This is a genomic window from Streptomyces violens (assembly GCF_000717745.1).
GTDB lineage: Bacteria > Actinomycetota > Actinomycetes > Streptomycetales > Streptomycetaceae > Streptomyces > Streptomyces violens.
In genome coordinates this window covers 218,828-235,755 of record NZ_JOBH01000014.1, presented here as the reverse complement: position 1 = coordinate 235,755, position 16,928 = coordinate 218,828, and the positions used below count along the sequence as shown (strand labels likewise).

At 73.7% G+C, this 16,928-nt stretch carries 14 protein-coding genes; 4 read left to right on the top strand and 10 right to left on the bottom strand.

Features of this window, described 5'->3' with window-relative positions; genetic code table 11:
- Positions 1 to 72 precede the first annotated feature (72 nt).
- Positions 73 to 912 (top strand): enoyl-CoA hydratase/isomerase family protein, encoded by an 840-nt coding sequence (locus tag IF04_RS0126520; protein WP_051831580.1) that lies wholly within the window; start codon positions 73 to 75, stop codon positions 910 to 912.
- An 80-nt stretch (positions 913 to 992) separates the two neighbouring features.
- On the opposite strand, the gene IF04_RS0126515 is transcribed toward IF04_RS0126520, so the two are convergent.
- Positions 993 to 1,544, bottom strand: a complete 552-nt coding sequence (locus IF04_RS0126515) for a hypothetical protein (RefSeq protein ID WP_245654515.1) — start codon at positions 1,542 to 1,544, stop codon at positions 993 to 995.
- Positions 1,545 to 1,725: 181 nt separating this feature from the next.
- Positions 1,726 to 2,295 (bottom strand): RNA polymerase sigma factor, encoded by a 570-nt coding sequence (locus tag IF04_RS0126510; RefSeq protein WP_245654514.1) that lies wholly within the window; start codon positions 2,293 to 2,295, stop codon positions 1,726 to 1,728.
- Between the two features lie 230 nt (positions 2,296 to 2,525).
- Between IF04_RS0126510 and IF04_RS0126505 the strand changes: the two genes are divergently transcribed.
- The gene (locus tag IF04_RS0126505) at positions 2,526 to 3,155 is read left to right on the top strand and encodes a flavin reductase family protein (protein WP_030263019.1); all 630 of its coding nucleotides are present in this window, start codon (positions 2,526 to 2,528) and stop codon (positions 3,153 to 3,155) included.
- On the opposite strand, the gene IF04_RS0126500 is transcribed toward IF04_RS0126505, so the two are convergent.
- Genes IF04_RS0126500 through IF04_RS0126490 form a run of 3 tightly spaced genes read right to left on the bottom strand, consistent with a single transcriptional unit; the run spans position 3,145 to position 6,615 of the window.
- Complete coding sequence (locus IF04_RS0126500; RefSeq protein ID WP_078600809.1) at positions 3,145 to 4,527, bottom strand: MFS transporter; 1,383 nt, start codon at positions 4,525 to 4,527, stop codon at positions 3,145 to 3,147. The two genes, IF04_RS0126505 and IF04_RS0126500, sit on opposite strands and share 11 nt — an antisense overlap.
- A 51-nt stretch (positions 4,528 to 4,578) precedes the next feature.
- Positions 4,579 to 5,643, bottom strand: a complete 1,065-nt coding sequence (locus IF04_RS0126495) for a Zn-dependent alcohol dehydrogenase (RefSeq protein WP_030263013.1) — start codon at positions 5,641 to 5,643, stop codon at positions 4,579 to 4,581.
- Positions 5,644 to 5,703: 60 nt separating this feature from the next.
- Positions 5,704 to 6,615, bottom strand: coding sequence for an SDR family oxidoreductase (locus IF04_RS0126490; RefSeq protein ID WP_030263010.1), 912 nt, complete (start codon positions 6,613 to 6,615; stop codon positions 5,704 to 5,706).
- 97 nt (positions 6,616 to 6,712) lie between these two features.
- On the opposite strand from IF04_RS0126490, the gene IF04_RS0126485 reads away from it, so the two are divergent.
- A complete protein-coding gene (locus IF04_RS0126485) occupies positions 6,713 to 7,648 on the top strand; it encodes a cyclase family protein (protein ID WP_030263007.1) in 936 nt (311 codons plus the stop codon).
- 252 nt (positions 7,649 to 7,900) lie between these two features.
- On the opposite strand, the gene IF04_RS0126480 is transcribed toward IF04_RS0126485, so the two are convergent.
- The 4 genes from IF04_RS0126480 to IF04_RS0126465 all read right to left on the bottom strand — a co-directional run bounded on the left by IF04_RS0126480 (position 7,901) and on the right by IF04_RS0126465 (position 12,127).
- A complete protein-coding gene (locus IF04_RS0126480; RefSeq protein WP_030263004.1) occupies positions 7,901 to 8,383 on the bottom strand; it encodes an ATP-binding protein in 483 nt (160 codons plus the stop codon).
- 414 nt (positions 8,384 to 8,797) lie between these two features.
- Complete coding sequence (locus IF04_RS0126475) at positions 8,798 to 9,772, bottom strand: acyl-CoA dehydrogenase family protein (RefSeq protein WP_030262998.1); 975 nt, start codon at positions 9,770 to 9,772, stop codon at positions 8,798 to 8,800.
- A 2-nt stretch (positions 9,773 to 9,774) separates the two neighbouring features.
- Positions 9,775 to 10,929, bottom strand: coding sequence for an acyl-CoA dehydrogenase family protein (locus IF04_RS0126470; protein WP_030262995.1), 1,155 nt, complete (start codon positions 10,927 to 10,929; stop codon positions 9,775 to 9,777).
- Positions 10,930 to 10,936: 7 nt separating this feature from the next.
- Positions 10,937 to 12,127, bottom strand: a complete 1,191-nt coding sequence (locus tag IF04_RS0126465) for an amidohydrolase family protein (RefSeq protein WP_030262991.1) — start codon at positions 12,125 to 12,127, stop codon at positions 10,937 to 10,939.
- Between the two features lie 145 nt (positions 12,128 to 12,272).
- Between IF04_RS0126465 and IF04_RS0126460 the strand changes: the two genes are divergently transcribed.
- The gene (locus tag IF04_RS0126460) at positions 12,273 to 13,844 is read left to right on the top strand and encodes a class I adenylate-forming enzyme family protein (protein ID WP_051831579.1); all 1,572 of its coding nucleotides are present in this window, start codon (positions 12,273 to 12,275) and stop codon (positions 13,842 to 13,844) included.
- On the opposite strand, the gene IF04_RS0126455 is transcribed toward IF04_RS0126460, so the two are convergent.
- Complete coding sequence (locus IF04_RS0126455) at positions 13,811 to 16,660, bottom strand: protein kinase (RefSeq protein WP_030262984.1); 2,850 nt, start codon at positions 16,658 to 16,660, stop codon at positions 13,811 to 13,813. The two genes, IF04_RS0126460 and IF04_RS0126455, sit on opposite strands and share 34 nt — an antisense overlap.
- Positions 16,661 to 16,928: the final 268 nt, after the last annotated feature.

Below are 16,928 nucleotides of genomic sequence, written 5' to 3'. Positions count from 1 at the left end.
CGCCGGCGTCCATACCCCGGCCGCGCCCGCAGCCGTGTCCATGCCGACGTCAGAAGCTGGAGCAGCTTGATCATGACGACCTCCCCCGTCGGTCCCGGCGGGACCTCCGAATCCTTGATACTCCACACCACTGACAATGGCGTGGCGTGGATCACTCTCAACCGCCCGCAGGCCATGCATGCCGTCACCCCCGACCAGCGCGAACGCATCATTTCGCGGCTTGCGGAAGTCTCCGCGGACCCGGCCGTACGCGCCGTGGTGATCACCGCGACCGGCCGCGCTTTCTGCGCGGGCGCGGACCTGCGACCCCGGCCCGACGTCACCGGCAGCGGCAGCGGCAGCGAGCGGATCGCCGGCGATGTCGCACGGATGATCCGGCAGGGCGCCCAGCGGCTGATCGCCGCGGTCATGGACTGCGAGAAGCCGGTGATCGCGGCGGTCAACGGCACCGCGGCGGGACTCGGGGCGCACCTCGCCCTCGCCTGCGACCTGGTCCTGGCGGCCGAATCGGCCACGTTCATCGAGGTGTTCGTGCGCCGCGGCCTGGTGCCCGACGGCGGCGGCGCGTATCTGCTGCCCCGGCTGACCGGCCCGCAGCGCGCGAAGGAGCTGATGTTCTTCGGTGACGCGCTTCCCGCCGCCGAGGCCGAGCGGCTCGGGCTGGTCAACAGGGTGGTACCGGACGGCGAACTGGCGAAGACCGCGGCCGCCTGGGCCGACCGGCTGGCGGCCGGACCGACGCGCGCGCTGGCCCTCACCAAGCAGTTGGTCAACTCTTCGCTGGATGCCGACCGCGGCGCGGCCTTCGCCGCCGAGGCCGCCGCTCAGGAGATGAACATGACGACGGCGGACGCGCAGGAGGGGGTGGCGGCCTTCGTGGCACGCCGTACACCGGAGTACCGCGGCCGCTGACCACGAGGGGCCGCGTTCCGCCGGAACTCGCCGCTGGGGCTGAGCGACTCGGCGGAGCGACTGACCCCTGAGGCAGACGTCTAGGACTCGCCGCTGGGGCAGAGCGGTACCTCGTGGACGTCGCGGGTGTGGACGCCCGGCAGCCAGCCCTCGGCGCCCTCCGCGGAGGTCACCCGGTACCAGCGGTGGGAGATCGCGCCCGTCTTGTCCCGCACGAGGCGCCCGTTGGTGACGACGCACTCCGTGGCCAGCCGGTCGCCGTTCCAGACGCGGCCCGCGGCGTTCCCCGGGGCGGCGTACGCCTGGTGCGGGTCCCGGGCCAGCCGCAGCGCGCACCGTACTGTGCGCGCCTTCTCGCACGCCGGTTCACTGTTGTACACCGTGACCTCCAGCCCCGTGCCGGGCCCGGGCGGCGCGGGGCGCTCGCTGCCCGTCCCCACGAGCCGCCACACGGCGAGGCCCAGGGCGAGCGCCGCCACGGCGAACAGCACCGTCATCAGCTGTGGCCGGCGGCGCAGGAACGACAGGGGGCTGCGGGGCGCGCCGGGCGCGGGCGCGGACTCGGCTATGCGGGTCCACAGCCCGGGCGGTGGCTGGATTTCCTCGTCGGCCGCCCGGAGGCGTTCCCGCAATATCGTTTCGGCAGCACGGCGCCCCAGGCCGTTCCGGTAACCGCTACGGGGGCTCCCGCGGCCATTGGAGAGACGCCCCTGCCCGCCTTCGGGGCGCCACTGCCCGCCCCCGGAGTCGTCTCCCCGGCCGCCCTCAGGGGCCACGTGCGTGTTCCCGAAGTCGTCCCGCTCCACGGTGTGCTCACCTCCCCGTGAGGTCGTACGGCGAAGCGGCGAGGTAGCCGCGCAGCCGGTCCAGGGCGCGCGCCCGGTGCCGGGCCGCCGTGCACCGCTGCACCTTCATGATCCTGGCGGCCTTGCCGATGGTGTATCCGTCCAGGTCGACGAGGATGACCAGGCCGGCCTGGCGGTGCGAGAGCCGGCTGAGCATCCGCACCGCTTCCAGCTCGGCCTGCCGGCGCTCCCGTGCGCCGTCCCAGCCGGCACCGGGCAGCTCCCGCATGAGCGCGCCGCTGCCCGGCCCGTCCTCCGGGCCGCCCTCGCCGATCAGCGCCTGCCGGCGCTCCCTGCGATGCGCCTCCCGGGCGACGCTCAGCAGGGCCGTGAAGGCGCGGGCGTACGGCTCCGGGTCTTCCAGGAAGCGGTACGGGCGCCCGGCGAGCTTCAAGTACGCCTCGTGCACGATGTCCTCCGCCGCCTGCCGGGACCCCGCGAGCAGCACCGCCCTGCGGTAGAGCCGCGGCAGCAGCCCGCAGAAGACGTCGTCGAAGGACGGCGACGGAAGGGACGACGACGCCATCGCATCGGCCATGCGGCGGAACTCTCCCGGAATCCGATACGGGTGCGGCCTTGAGGGAGATACCCGGCATGATCCGCCGCCAACCGACCGAATACCGACAATTATTCGATCCGCCGGTGATCCGCCACCGGGCGCCGCCCGCGCAGCCCGCCTGACCCCGCGCGCCCCGCACTTCCTATCTGACGGCCCATCAGATTCAATGAGGATGTGGAAGGGAGCGCAGCATGATGGGACATGCCGGCATGGCAGCCACAGCGGTGCGCTATCTGCGTGCGACCGGTACCGCGGCCTCGCCCCCGGCGGCGCCCACGGCCTCGGGAACGACCTCCAGGGCGCCCCTGCGGGCCGTACGCGAGGACGAGCGGGCCCCGGTCGACCGGGACGAATTCCGGCGCGTGCTGGGCCATTTCGCGAGCGGCGTCACGATCATCACGGCGCCGGGCGACGCGAAGGAGCCCGCGCCCGCCGGCTTCGCCTGCCAGTCGTTCGCCTCGCTCTCCCTGGACCCGCCGCTGGTGGCCTTCATGGTGGCGCGCACGTCCACGACCTGGCCGCGGATCGCCCGGGCCGGGGTGTTCTGCGTGAACATCCTGGGCGCGGGCCAGGGCGCGCTGTGCCGTGGCTTCGCGGTCAGCGGCGCCGACAAGTTCGCCGGGGTACGGCACGCGCCGGCGCCGGTGAGCGGCTCCCCGCGGCTGGCGGACGTGCCGGCCTGGATCGACTGCACCGTCCAGGCCGTCCACACGGGAGGCGACCACCTCGTCGTCGTGGGCCGGGTGGACGCGCTCGGCACGGACGAAGCGGCGGCGGCCGCGGGGCCGTTGCTGTTCCACCGGGGTACGTTCGGGGAGTTCCGGGAGATCAGGCGCTGACCGGTGCCTCCGTCCGGCGCCGGATCACCAGTGCCATCAGGACCGCCAGGGCACACAGGGCCCCGGAGGCGTACCAGACCGGGTCGTACGTGCCGAGCGCGTCCCGGGCGAGGCCCCCGATGAAGGCGATGAGGGCGGCACCCACTTGGTGGGAGGCCAGCACCCACCCGAAGACGATCGCGGCATCGTCCCCGTAGTGCTCGCGGCACAGCGCAATCGTGGGCGGCACGGTCGCGACCCAGTCCAGGCCGTAGAAGACGATGAAAAAAAGCATCGGCGGGTGGACGGTGTCCGAGAGCAGCATCGGCAGGAACATCAGGGATACGCCGCGCAGCCCGTAGTACGCGGCGAGCAGCCGGCGGCTGTCGAAGCGATCGGTGAACCAGCCGGAGGCGACCGTCCCGAGGATGTCGAAGATCCCGATGACCGCGAGCAGTGAGGCGGCGAGCGTCATCGGCATGCCGTGATCGTGGGCCGCGGGCACGAAGTGCGTCTTGACCAGGCCGTTCGTGGTCGCGCCGCAGATCGCGAAGGTGCCGGCGAGGAGCCAGAAGGGGCCGGTGCGCGCGGCGTTGGCGAGCGCACCGAGCGCGCGCCGGGCGGCGCCTCGTTGCGGAGCGGGGCGCGGTACGAACTCTGTCGCGCCGTACGGTGCCACGCCCACGTCCGCGGGGTGGTCGCGCAGCAGCAGCCACACCAGCGGTACGACGGCCACGGCGGTCAGCGCCACCGTGACGGCCGCGGGGCGCCAGCCGTGGCCCTCGATGATCCAGGAGAGCAGCGGGAGGAAGACCAGCTGCCCGGACGCGCCCGCGGCGGTGAGGATGCCGGTGACCAGGCCGCGCCGCTGGACGAACCAGCGCCCCGTGACGGTGGCGGCGAAGGCCAGCGCCATGGAGCCGCTGCCCAGGCCGACGAGGACGCCCCAGTAGAGGATCAGCTGCCAGGAGGCGGTCATCACCACGGTGAGCCCGGCGCCGGCGGCGATCACGGCGAGCGCCGCGGCGACGACCCGGCGGATGCCGAACCGGTCCATGAGCGCGGCGGCGAACGGGGCGGTGAGCCCGTACAGCGCGAGATTGACCGAGACCGCGAACCCGATGGTGCCGCGCGACCAGCGGAACTCCTCGTGCAGCGGCTCGATGAGCAGGCCCGGCAAGGAGGCGAAGCCGGCGGCGCCGATGAGGGTGAGGAAGGTGACCGCGGCGACGGACCACGCGCGGTGCGGGCGGCGGCGCGGGCCGCGGCGCCTCTTGGGCGGCGCCGCGGACAACACCGGAGTCGGCTCCGGTGGGGCGGAAGGCTGGGGTGTCTGGGTCACCCCCTCAGCCTCGGGCAGCGCTCCGCCGCCTTCGAGTGGCCGGATGGCCATGATTCCTCAGGATCGGGCCAAGCGTCCGAGCCCCCAAGTGCCGCGGGCGGCTCAGAAGGTGAGCACCCCGCGCGCCAGCCTCCCCTCCGCCGCGTCCGCCGCCGCCTTCGCGAAGTCCTCCACCGGGTACGTACGGGTGACCAGTTCGTCCAGGAGCAGCCGCCCCGTGCGGTACAGCTCCGCGTACAGCGCGATGTCCCGCTGCGGCCGGGACAAGCCGTACCGGCAGCCCAGGATCGCCTTGTCCAGGTACATCGACGACACCAGGAAGGACGCCTCCGTGTCGGCCGGCGGGACGCCGAGCAGGACCGCCTGGCCGCGCCGGTCCAGCAGGTCGACCGCCTGCCGGATCAGCCGGGCGCTGCCCACGCACTCGAAGGCGTGGTCGGCGCCCGTGGGCAGGATGTCGCGCACCGCCGCTACGGTGTCGGCCGCCGACGCGTCCACGAAGTGCGTCGCGCCGAACTGCCGTGCCACCGCCTTCTTCGCCGGGTTCGCGTCCACCGCGACGATCGTCGACGCACCCGCGATACGGGCCCCCTGCAGGACGTTCAGCCCGATGCCGCCGGTCCCGATCACCACCACCGACTCGCCGTGGCCGACCCGGGCGCGGTTGAGCACCGCCCCGATACCCGTCAGCACGCCGCACCCCAGGAGCGCGGCGGAGGCCATCGGGAGATCAGCAGGGATCTTCACCGCCTGGACGGCCTTGACGACCGTGCGCTCGGCGAACGCGGAGTTGGAGGCGAAGCTGTACAGCCGCGTATCGCCGCGCCGGAAGGGCCTGCCCGGCATGCCGATCGCCTTCCGGCACATCGTCGGCCGCCCCCGGTCGCACTCCGCGCACGCCCCGCAGTTGGCGAGCGTGGACAGCGCCACATGGTCCCCCGGCACCACATGCGAAACCCCTTCTCCCACGGCCTCGACGACCCCGGCGCCCTCGTGCCCCAGCACGACCGGCACCGGAAAGGGAATCGTCCCATCGACCACTGACACATCGCTGTGGCACAGCCCCGCCGCACGGATGCCGACCAGGACCTCGCCCGGCCCCGGGGAGCGAACCTCCAGGTCGGTCACGAACCGCGGCGCCTCACCATCGAAGATCACACCCCGCACGACGCCCACCTCTCCCCCGCCTGGCCCCTCGGGGAGCCGTTCCGGGCCGCCGTGGCCCGGCTAGGCATTGGGGCGCTCCTTGGCGGCCGCCGCTGCCGCCATCGCCTCCAGCCGGTCCAGCAGCGGCATGGGGTCGGTGCCGACCGTCCCCGGGAGGAAGTCGGCGATCCGTTCCGGCGTCCACGGGCCTTCGTTGTACGCGGCGCGCAGCTCCCGGGGCTGCGCCCAGACCGCGATCTTCGGGCCGGCGACCGTGTACACCTGGCCGGTGACGCCCTCCCCCTTGGCGCGCTCGCTCAGCAAGTAGACGACGAGCGCCGCGACGTCCTCGGGCTCGCCGATCTCCTTGAGCTCCATGGGGACGCCCGCGGACATACGGGTGCGCGCGACGGGTGCCACGGCGTTCGCGGTCACGCCGTACTTGTGCAGCCCCAGCGCGGCGCTGCGCACGAGGGAGATGATGCCGCCCTTGGCCGAGGCGTAGTTGGCCTGGGAGACGCTGCCCTGGTGGTTGCCGCTGGTGAAGCCGATGAGGGTGCCGGTCCGCTGCCTGCGCATCACCGCGGCGGCCGCCCGGAAGACCGTGAACGTGCCCTTGAGGTGGGTCGCGATCACCGGGTCCCACTCCGCCTCGGACATGTTGAACAGCATCCGTTCGCGCAGGATGCCCGCCACGCACACCACGCCGTCGATGCGCCCGTAGCGCGCGAGGGCCGTGTCCACGATGCGCTGCCCGCCGTCCATCGTGGCGACGTCGTCGGCGACCGCGACGGCCTCGCCGCCGGCCGCCTCGATCTCCTTCACCACCCCGGCGGCGACCTCGCTGCCGGGCTCGCTGCCGTCCACCGAGACGCCGTAGTCGTTGACGATCACCCTGGCGCCCTCGGCCGCGGCCGCCAGCGCCACGGCCCGCCCGATGCCGCGGCCCGCCCCCGTGACGGCGACCACCTTGCCGGTCAAGAAGTTCCCCATGCCGCGCCCCTTCCCGCAGTTTCTGACGGACCGTTAGATTTTTGGGCAGACGCGGTACGAAGACAAGCCCCACGACCGAATCCCCCGAGGAGGGCGCATGCCCCTGCCGCCGGAGTTCCACGAGATCGCCCGACGTGTGAACAACTGGGGGCGGTGGGGACCGGACGACGAGATCGGCACGCTGAACCTGATTACGGCGGACGTGGTGCGCGCCGCCGTGGCAACCGTGCGCAGCGGCCTGCGCATCCCGCTCGCGCTGCCGCTCCGGCAGGACGGCGTGCAGACCGGCGCCATACCGGGGCGGGTCAATCCACTGCACACGATGGTCGCGATCAACCACGAGATGTTCGGCCCCGACACGATCGCGACCAGCGACGACGTGGTGACCATGGGCCTGCAGGCGGCCACCCACTGGGACGGCCTCACGCACGTCTCGCACTCGGGGAAGCTCTACAACGGCCGCCCGGCCGCCGCCGTCACCGCGCACGCCGGAGCGACCGCGCTCGGCATCGAGAAGGCCCCTCCGGTCCTGTCACGCGGCGTACTGCTGGACGTGGCGCGCGTGCGGGACGGCGGCGGCGACCGGCCGCTGGACGGCGCGCACGCGGTCACCCCCGAGGACCTGGAGGCCGCGGAGGAGCTGGCCGGCACGGCCGTACGCGCCGGTGACGTCGTCCTCGTACGCACCGGGCAGCTGCGGCGCTATCTGGCGGGCGACAAGCAGGGATACGCGTTCCCCTCGCCAGGGCTGTCGGTCCGCACTCCGGAGTGGTTCCACGCCCGCGACGTCGCCGCGGTCGCCAATGACACCCTCACCTTCGAGATCTTCCCGCCGGAGATCACGGACCTGTGGATGCCCGTGCATGCGCTGCACCTCGTGGAGATGGGGCTGCTGCAGGGTCAGAACTGGAACCTGGAGGAGCTGTCGGCGGCCTGCGCCGCAGAGGGGCGCTACGCCTTCCTGCTCTCGGCGGTGGCGGAGCCGTTCGTCGGCGGCTCCGGGGCGCCGGTCGCCCCCGTAGCGGTGCTCTAGGAGCCGACCACAGCGGCTCTCCACGGGGAGCCGTCCACAGCGGCCCCACAGAAGGGCCGCCCGGCCAAGGTGGCGGTGCGCTCATGCGCACCCCGAGCGCGGCACCGCGGACCGCCACCCGGCTCCGGGCGCGACCCGCACTCGCCAAGGGGGCGTCTCCCCCGTACCCTCGGCGTCCCCTCGCGGCGAATCGCTGCCCCAAGCGTGATCAAGGTGCCACGTCACGTCAACACCTGGTCTGGACTATTTCCGTTACATCCTGTTTGTGACGGCACACGGCTGCTCGTACGCCCCCAGTGCGCCCGGCTCGGCCCCGGTGGCCATCAGCAGCGACCGGCCACGGTCCACCTCGCACCAGATGCGCTTGCCCGGCCCTTCGGGCTGCCAGCCCCAGCGGTCGGCCAGCCCGTCGACCAGCTCCAGGCCACGGCCGTTCGTGTCGTCACCCTCCGCACGGCGCGGCCGCGGCGGGCGGGCGCTGCCGTCCACGACCTCCAGGCGCACCGTCCCGACCACGGGCCCCGCACCGGAGAAGCGCAGCCGCAGCTCGGCGTGCGAGCCGGCGTGCACCACGGCGTTGGTGACGAGCTCGGAGACCAGCAGGATCAGCGTCTCCGCCAGCGGCTCATCGGCCCCTATGCCGGACCCGGCCAGCCGCGACCGGGCCCACCTGCGGGCCCGCCCCACCTCAGCGGGGTCGGGCCGCACCTCCAACTGCACCTGAAGCACCTGCACCGCTCACACCATCCGAACCGGCGGAAACATCGCCTCGCGCCTCCACGGGATCACGGTGCGTGATCCCGACGAAGCACAGCATGGTTGACGTTCAGTCACCCCAACAAGCGCTTCAGGCATATTCCAGCGGAAGGGAGTATGCGTGCTGCATACTGTGCGACGCGCAATGCGGGGAGTCGAACGCAGGGGATTCGCGGGCCCCTGCCCGGTGCGAGCGGTACGCATCCCGTACCCCGGAGGTGCCTCGCAGGCAACGCCGGGCCGATTGCGCCTCAGAACCACTCGCACCCGAGCGAGCGTACCCGAGCGCCGCACCGACTCCCCCGCGTAACGAGTCACGCGAAGGACACAACCCGATATCGACGCAGCGTGACCGCTCATCCGTGCGGAGTCCGACATTCCGCTCAACAGCCGTCACACAGCGATATGACCGTCGGCCAACGCCGCCGCCAGCGCCTCCTCGCCCGCGGCCGCCGACTGCCAGCTCTCCGCGCGCAGCCAGGCCCGCTTCAGGAGGAGGTGCACGTCCGCCTCCCAGGTGAATCCCATGCCGCCGTGCACCTGAAGGCAGTCGCGGGCGTTGCGTACGGCGGCCTCGTCGGCGAGCAGCTTCGCACCGGACACCTCGGCGGGATCTTCGGTGACAGAGGCCGCATAAACGGCACTTCGGGCGAGCTCCACCCGTACCAGCATCTGCGCACACAGGTGCTTGACGGCCTGGAAGGAGCCGATCGGGGCCCCGAACTGCTCCCGCTGCCCCGCGTACGCCACTGCCGCCTCCAGGGCCTTTACGGCGCCGCCCAGCTGCTGCGCGGCTGTCAGCAGTACGGCCTCGCGGCGGAGCCGGGGCACGTCCGCCGCGTACGGCGCACCGGACGGGCCGTCGAGGAGCCGGGCGAGCGGGGTCAGCGGGTCCACCGAGCGCACCGGGGCCGTCCGCAGGCCGTCGGGCGCACACCGGTACGCAGCGTGCTCCGCCACCACGATGACCTCGTCACAGTCGGACGGGTGCTCCCACAGGGCCGGGGCCGACGCCGCGTCGCACAGCCCGGCGACCCGCTCGCCGGCCGCCACCCCGTCCACCGCGCCCGCCAGCAGCACCCCGGCCACCAGGGGCCCCGGCAGCAGCGCCCGCCCGGCCTCCTCCAGCACCAGGACCGCTTCGGGCAGCCCGAGCCCCGCGCCGCCCTCCGCCTCGGGCAGCAGCAGCGAGAAGAAGCCCGCGTCCGCCAGTTCGCGCCACAGGGCACGGTCCAGTACAGGTCCGCCGTCCGCCGCCTCGTAGGCGTCCACCGCCGCGCGCAGCCGCTCCCTGGGGAAGCGCCCGGCCAGCAGTTCGTGCACGCCCGCGCGCAGCGCCCGTTGGTCGTCGGTGAGGTGGAAGTCCACGGTCAGCGTCCCTTCGGGAGGCCGAGGAGCCGCTCGGCCACGATGTTCTGCTGGATCTGGGAGGTGCCGGCCGCGATCGTGTACGAGAGGGCCGAGAGCCGGTCGGCGAACCACTCGTGGTCCGCGTCGAGCGACCCGGCGCCCAGCACCTCGGCGGCCGCGTCGTACAGCTCCTGCCGGGCGTGCGAGTACCGCAGCTTGAAGACCGAGCCGCCGGCGCCGGGCACGCCGCCTCTGTGCTGCGCCTCGCTGACGTTCCACTGCGTGAGGCGCCAGAGCGCGGCGAACTCCGCGGCCAGGTGCCCGAGCCTGCGCCGCAGTACCGGGTCGTCCCAGCGGCCGTTGTCGCGCGCCTTACGGGCCAGCGCGACGAGCACCCGATGGCACGCCACGACCTCGCCCACGAAGGCGGTGCCGCGCTCGAAGGAGAGCGTCACCATCGTCACCCGCCAGCCGTCGTGCTCGGCCCCGATGCGGTTCGCCACCGGCACCCGCACCTCGTCGAGGAAGACCTCCGCGAACTCGGCGGTCCCCGTGAGCGTGCGCAGCGGCCGTACGGTGATGCCGGGCGCGTCCATGGGCATCGCGAGCCAGCTGATACCTCTGCGCCGCGGCGCCTCGGGGTCGGTACGCACCAGCAGCTCGCACCAGTCGGCGACCTCGGCGTGCGAGGTCCATGTCTTGCTGCCGCTGACCACGTAGGCGTCGCCGTCCCGCACCGCCTTCGTACGCAGCGCCGCCAGATCCGAACCGGCGTCCGGCTCGCTGAAGCCCTGACACCAGATCTCCTCGCCACGCAGGATCGGCGGCAGCCAGCGGGCGCGCTGCCCGGCTGTGCCCTCGGCGGCGATGGTGGGCCCGGCGTGCAGCAGCCCGACGAAGTTCGCGCCCACGTACGGTGCGCCGGCCCGCTCCGTCTCCTCCAGGAAGATCAGGTGCTGGGTGGGCGTCGCGCCCCGTCCGCCGGCGTCGGCGGGCCAGTGCAGCCCCGCGTACCCGGCGTCGTACAGCAGCCGCTGCCAGGCCGTGTCGTAGGCCCTGCGGCCGGGCCAGTCGGTGGCGGCGGGGCGGTCGGGGAGCTTCGGCAGCACCTCGCGCAGCCACGCGCGCAGCCGGGCCCGGAAGTCCTCCTCCTCGTCCGTGTACGTGAGGTCCACCGGGGCCTCACGAGTCCAGGGCGAGGCCGAGCATCCGTATCGCGTTGCCCCGCATCAGCTTGTACACGGTCTCCTCGTCCAGTCCCTTCACGTGGTCGAGCGCGACCTCCTTGGTGTGCGGGAAGGTCGAGTCCACGTGCGGGTAGTCCGTCTCGAAGGTGGCGTTGTCCCGACCGACCGCGTCCAAGGAGGCGACGCCGTGCTTGTCCCGGAAGAAGCAGCAGAAGATCTGCCGGTAGTAGTACGTCGAGGGCGGCTCGGGGATCAGGTCGCGCACCCCGCCCCAGGCCCGGTGCTCCTCCCACACGTCGTCGGCCCGTTCGAGCGCGTACGGGATCCAACCCATCTGTCCCTCGCTGTACGCGAGTTTGAGCTGCGGGAATTTCACCAGGACGCCGCTGAACAAGAAGTCCATCATCGAGGCCATCGCATTGTTGAACGAGAGGGCGGCCTGCACGGCGGGCGGCGCATCGGGGGACGCGGCCGGCATCTGGGAGCTGGACCCGATGTGCATGTTGACGACCGTGCCGGTCTCCTCGCAGACCGCGAAGAAGGGATCCCAGTAGCCGCTGTGGATGGAGGGCAGTCCGAGGTACGTGGGGATCTCGCTGAACGTCACGGCCCGCACTCCACGAGCGGCGTTGCGCCGCACCTCTTGGACGGCGAGGTCGATGTCCCAGAGGGGCACGATGCACAACGGGATCAGCCGGCCGCCGCTGTCGCCGCACCACTCCTCGACCATCCAGTCGTTGTACGCCCGCACGCACGCCAGCGCGACCTCCTTGTCGTGCGCCTCCGCAAAGGTCTGGCCGCAGAAACGGGGGAAGGTCGGGAAGCAGAGGGACGCCTCGACGTGGTTGAGGTCCATGTCCTTCAGGCGCTCGGCCGGGTCCCAGCAGCCGGGGCGCATCTGCGCGCGGGTGATGCCCTCCAGCGTCATCTCGTCACGGTCGAAGCCGACGGCGGCGATGTTGCGCTTGTACGGGAACTTCAGGTCCTCGTAGATCCACCAGTCGGTGGGCGGGCCGTCCGGGTCCATGGTGATGACGTACTTGCCGCCCACGTACGCCAGCTCGCCGATGCCGGCGGTCAGCGGCCTGGGCCCGCGGTCCCGGTACTTCGCCGGCAGCCAGGTCTCGAAGAGGTGCGCGGGCTCGATCACGTGGTCGTCGACGCTGATGATGCGCGGTAGCTCCATGGGAGTCCCCTGTCCCCTCATCACCTGACGGGTAGTCAGTTCCTGGACGCAGGCTAGCCCCCGCCCCCTGGACCGACAAGGCACACACCTCTACGCTCCGGTGGTTACCTGATGGCCCGTCAGTTCTGTGGACCACGGAGGACGTATGGCGAGCGAGACCCTGTGGGGACTGGTCGCGGACCGTGCCGACCGCACTCCGGATGCCACCGCGCTCATACAGGCGGGGGACACACCGGAAGACGAGGTACGCATCGGCTTCGGCGCGCTGCGCGCCCGCGCGGAACGGGTCGCGGCCGGACTGCACGCGCGGGGCGTGCGCGCCGGCACCCGGGTCGTCTGGCAGCTGCCGACCCGGATCGAAACGGTTCTGCTCACCCTCGCCCTGGGCAGGCTCGGCGCGGTACAGAGCCCGGTCGTCCCGCTCTACCGCGACCACGAGGTGGCACACGTACTGCGCCGCACCGAAGCGGAGTTCTTCCTCACGCCCGGTACCTGGCGCGGCTTCGACCACACCGCCATGGGCCATCGGATCGCCGCCCGGCTCCCCGGCCCGCTCACGGTCCTCGACGCGTACGCCACGCTGCCCGACGGCGGCCCCGGCAGCCTGCCGCCGCCGCCCGCCGACCCCGGGGAGACCCGCTGGATCTACTGGACCTCGGGCACCACCGCGGGCCCCAAGGGCGTCCTGCACTGCGACCGGGCGCTGCTCACCGCGGGCACCGACCTCGGGCGCGCGCTGCGCGTGGACGCGCGCGACGTGGGCTCGATGGCGTTCCCGTACGCGCATGTCGCGGGCCCCGATTACACCGTCATGCTGCTGCGGCACGGCATCCCGGCCGTCCTCTTCGAACACTTCGCGCTGCCCGAAGCGCTGAGCGCGTACCGCCGGCACGGCGTCACCATCGCGGGCGGCTCCACCGCCTTCTACCAGCTCTTCCTCGCCGAACAGCGGCGGCAGGCCGGCTCCGGGCCGCTCCTGCCCGACCTGCGTCTGTTGGCGGGCGGCGGCGCGCCCAAACCTCCCGGGCTGTACTACGAGGTGGTCCGCGAGCTGGGCTGCGCCCTCACCCACGGGTACGCGCTGACCGAGGCCCCGATGGTGACCATGGGCGATCCGCTGGACAGCGACGCGGACCTGGCCACGGCCGACGGCCGCCCGCCGGCCGGCATGGAGATCCGCATCGGCGCGGACGGCGAGATACGGCTGCGCGGCCCCGCCGTGTGCCAGGGGTACCTCGGCGAGCCGGACCCGTTCGACGCCGACGGGTTCCTGCCCACCGGGGACCTCGGGCGCCTCACCCCCGAGGGGCGGCTCGTCGTCACCGGGCGGCTGAAGGACATCATCATCCGTAAGGGCGAGAACGTCTCGGCCAAAGAGATCGAGGACCTGCTCTCTCTGCATCCGGACGTCCGGGACGCCGCTGTCATCGGGCTTCCGGACGCCGCGCGCGGGGAACTGGTGTGCGCGGTGGTGGAACAGCGGGACGGCGCGCCCCCGGTAACGGCGGAGGCGCTGGGCGCGTGGCTACGAGAGCGCGGGCTGGCGCCGCACAAGGTGCCCGAACGGGTGGAGGTGGTGGACGCGCTCCCCCGGGGCGCGACGCTGCGCAAGGTGCTCAAGGGTGAGCTGCGCGCCCGGTTCGCGCCGGGCGCGCGCGGCGTCGCCTGCACCGGTCCCGGCGCTCAGGGGCGGAAGGACGCCGACGCCTGTTCGTAGAGGCGGTCCACCTCGGCCCGGTCGCGGTCCGGGCCGATGACCAGGACGAGGTGGTAGCGGCCGCCCTTCAGGAGCGCCATGTTGCGCGCGTACGTCGCGGAGCCGCTGTCCTCGCCCCAGGTGAAGGTGCCCTCCGCCATGGCCGTCCGGCCGACGTCCGTGCGCCGCAGCCCCGAGGTCGAGGTCCAGTTCGCGTCGCGGAACGGCGCCAGCTCGGCCTCCTTGTCCCGCTGGTACGCCATCGGGTCGGAGCCGAACCGCTTCGCGCTGTCCCGGCCCGGCACCACCAGCAGCGTGAAGGCGCCCTTGGTGTAGCGCACCTGGCCCTCGGCGTTCTTGGCGTGCCGCTGCCAGCCCTCGTGCACGGCGATCCGGAAGCCCTCGGGGTCGTCGCGCATCTCGAAGCCGTCGGCCAGGCCGTCCGGTGCGGTGGTCCGGGGGTGCGTGCCGGTCGGGTCCGCGCCGTCCGGCTGCGACTGCGCCGGGTCGGGCGCGGGCGGGCCGGTCTCGCTACCGCTGGGCACGCTGCTCCGCGCGTTCCCCGAGCCGTCCGGGTCCGTGCCGTTCTCGGGCAGGAACACCGCGGCGACCACCACCGCGCCGACGACCAGCAGCAGCACGAGGCCGAGCAGCAGCATGCCGAGCCGGCGGGGGCCGCCGCGGGGCGTCCGGTCGCGGGGCGTCCGGACGCGGCTCGGCCGCGGCTGGCGCTGCCGCGGGCGGTCGTGGTCGTGGGCGCGTGCGCCGTCGTGGGCGCGCGGTGGTGCTGTGGGGCGCGCCGGGGGCGGCGGGGCGGCGTGTGCTGTGGGTGCCGCGGTCCCGTGCGGGCGCTCCCGGCGCGGGCGTGGCTTCTTGTGCCGGCCGCGCCGTACGAGCTCGCCGCGGCGGCGCACGATCGGCAGCCGGCGCGGGTCGGTGCCCCGCTCCAGGGCCGGTACGGTCACGACCGCGCGGCCGGCCTCCGGCTCCGGTGCCGCGCGTACGAGGGAGCGCAGCCAGCCGCGCAGCTCCTCGAAGTCGGGGCGTTCGGTGGGGTCCTGGCGCAGCAGCGACTCCACCACCGGGCGCAGCGCGCCGCACTCCTCCGCGTGCGCGGGCGGGCGGGCGCACACCAGTTGGACCAGTTCGGCGGCGCTCTCCTCCGGGTACGGGGCGTGGCCCTGCACGCTGCGGAAGAGCAGGGCGCCGAGCGCCCAGAGGTCGGCGGCCGGGCCGACGGGCGGCGCGAGCTGCCAGTTCGCGTGGACGGGGCCGGCCTGTTCGGGCGCCCAGCGCTCGGTGACCGCGCCGACCATGGTGATCCGCGCCTGGCGCGCGCGCTCGGCGGCCAGCGCGTTGCCCGGCGCCACGCCGGGGTCCACGCCGGTGCCCGGCACTCCCTGCACGCCGGCCGCCGCACCGGCGGGCCGGTCACCCGGCCCGGGCGGGACGGCCGCGCCCGTGGGACGGTTCTGCGGGCCGGTCGGCAGCGCGTACGTGCCGCCCTGCGGCCTGCGCACCGGGCCCGGCAGCCCGCCTCCGTACGCGGCACTGCCCGGCGCGGCCGGCTGCCGGGGAGCGGGCGGGGCGGCGGGCCCTTGCTGCGGCGCGGCACCGGGCTGCCCCTGGTGCGGCGCGCCCGAAGAGCCCTGGTGCGCTGCACCCGAAGGCCCCGGCGGTACGCCCGGAGGGCCCGGCGGTACGGCGGGGCGGTCCTGCGTTGCGGCGGGCTGCCCCTGAGGCGAGCCGGGGCGACCCGGTACACCAGGAGGTCCCGGAGGCAAGGCGGAACGGTTCCCCGGACCGGCCGTGCGCGCCGCCGCGGCCCGGGCGCCCGCCCGGTACGCGGCGATTGCCCCGGCACGCGCCCGCCGCGGATCGTCCTCGGCCGCACCGGCGCTCAGGCCGCCGCGCCCCGAGTCACCGCGCTCCGGCCCCCCAGAAGGCCCCGGCACCGCCTGCGTCACGCCCCCGCGTCCCCCGCCGGACGCAGCAGACACTCGCGGCCCCACCTCCGAAGGCCTACGCGCCCCGGGCACCCCAGAAGAACCACCACGCGCAGCCCCACCAGAAACAGTCCCACCGGGAACAGCCCCACCAGGCGCAGCCGTACCGCCCACAGCTCCACCCGGCGCGCCCCCTCCCCCCGCACGCCACTCCCGTACAACTCCCGGGCGTACCGCCCCCGGGGGCGGCTCCGCCTCTCGGGGGACCGGGTCGTAGCCGCACAGGGCCTCCTCCGCGGCGCCGGCGGCCAGGCCGGTGAGGACTACGCGGCCGTCGTCGCAGACCAGGACCGTGCGCGGGGTGATGTTGCGGTGCGTCCAGCCGTGCGCGTGCAGCGTGCGCAGTGCGGTGAGGATGTCGGCGGCGATCTCCGCCGCGCGGTGCGGGGACAGCGTGCGGTCGGCGAGCAGCGCCGACAGCGGCCGGGCCGGGACCCGTTCGCTGACGATCCACAGGCTGCCGTCCTGCGCGAAGACGTCGAAAACCTGGTCGAGCCGGGGATGGTCAGGGACGCGCGCGGCGGCCGTCGCGGCCTCCAGGGCGCGCCGCACCACGGGATCGGACGGATCGCGGTCGGCCCGCGAGCCCCCACCGGAGCCGGGGCCGGACCCGGAACCGGCCCCCGTACGGCGCCCACGGCGACCGGCGCCCATGTCGTACTCGTCGACCAGCTCCGCGTCCACGACCTCCGGGAGCGGCACCTGACGGACCAGCACCTCCTGCCCGCTGCGCGTGTCCAGCGCGCGGGTCAGGACCGGCTCGGGAGCGTCCGGCGGCGGCACAGGAAGGCGGTAGCGCTCGGCGAGCACTCGCCCCGCGTACTCGTCCACGACGCCTCCCCAGTGCGCGCGATACCCGCGGCCAACCGCTGGACCGTTCTTATCCCCCGGCACAGCGGTCCGTGGTCGGTTCCAGTCGCAATACTGCCGAAATGCGGCCGCGTACGGTCTATGTGGGGCCACGATACGTGTCCCGGGTCCGCCTGGGGACCGCTCGGCGCAACAGCAACCGCCCGCCCCGGCGGCTTTCTGCCACCGGGGCGGGCGGAATGATCAGTCCCTCATACGGACGCGGGGGACAGCAGTTACTCGGGTGCCG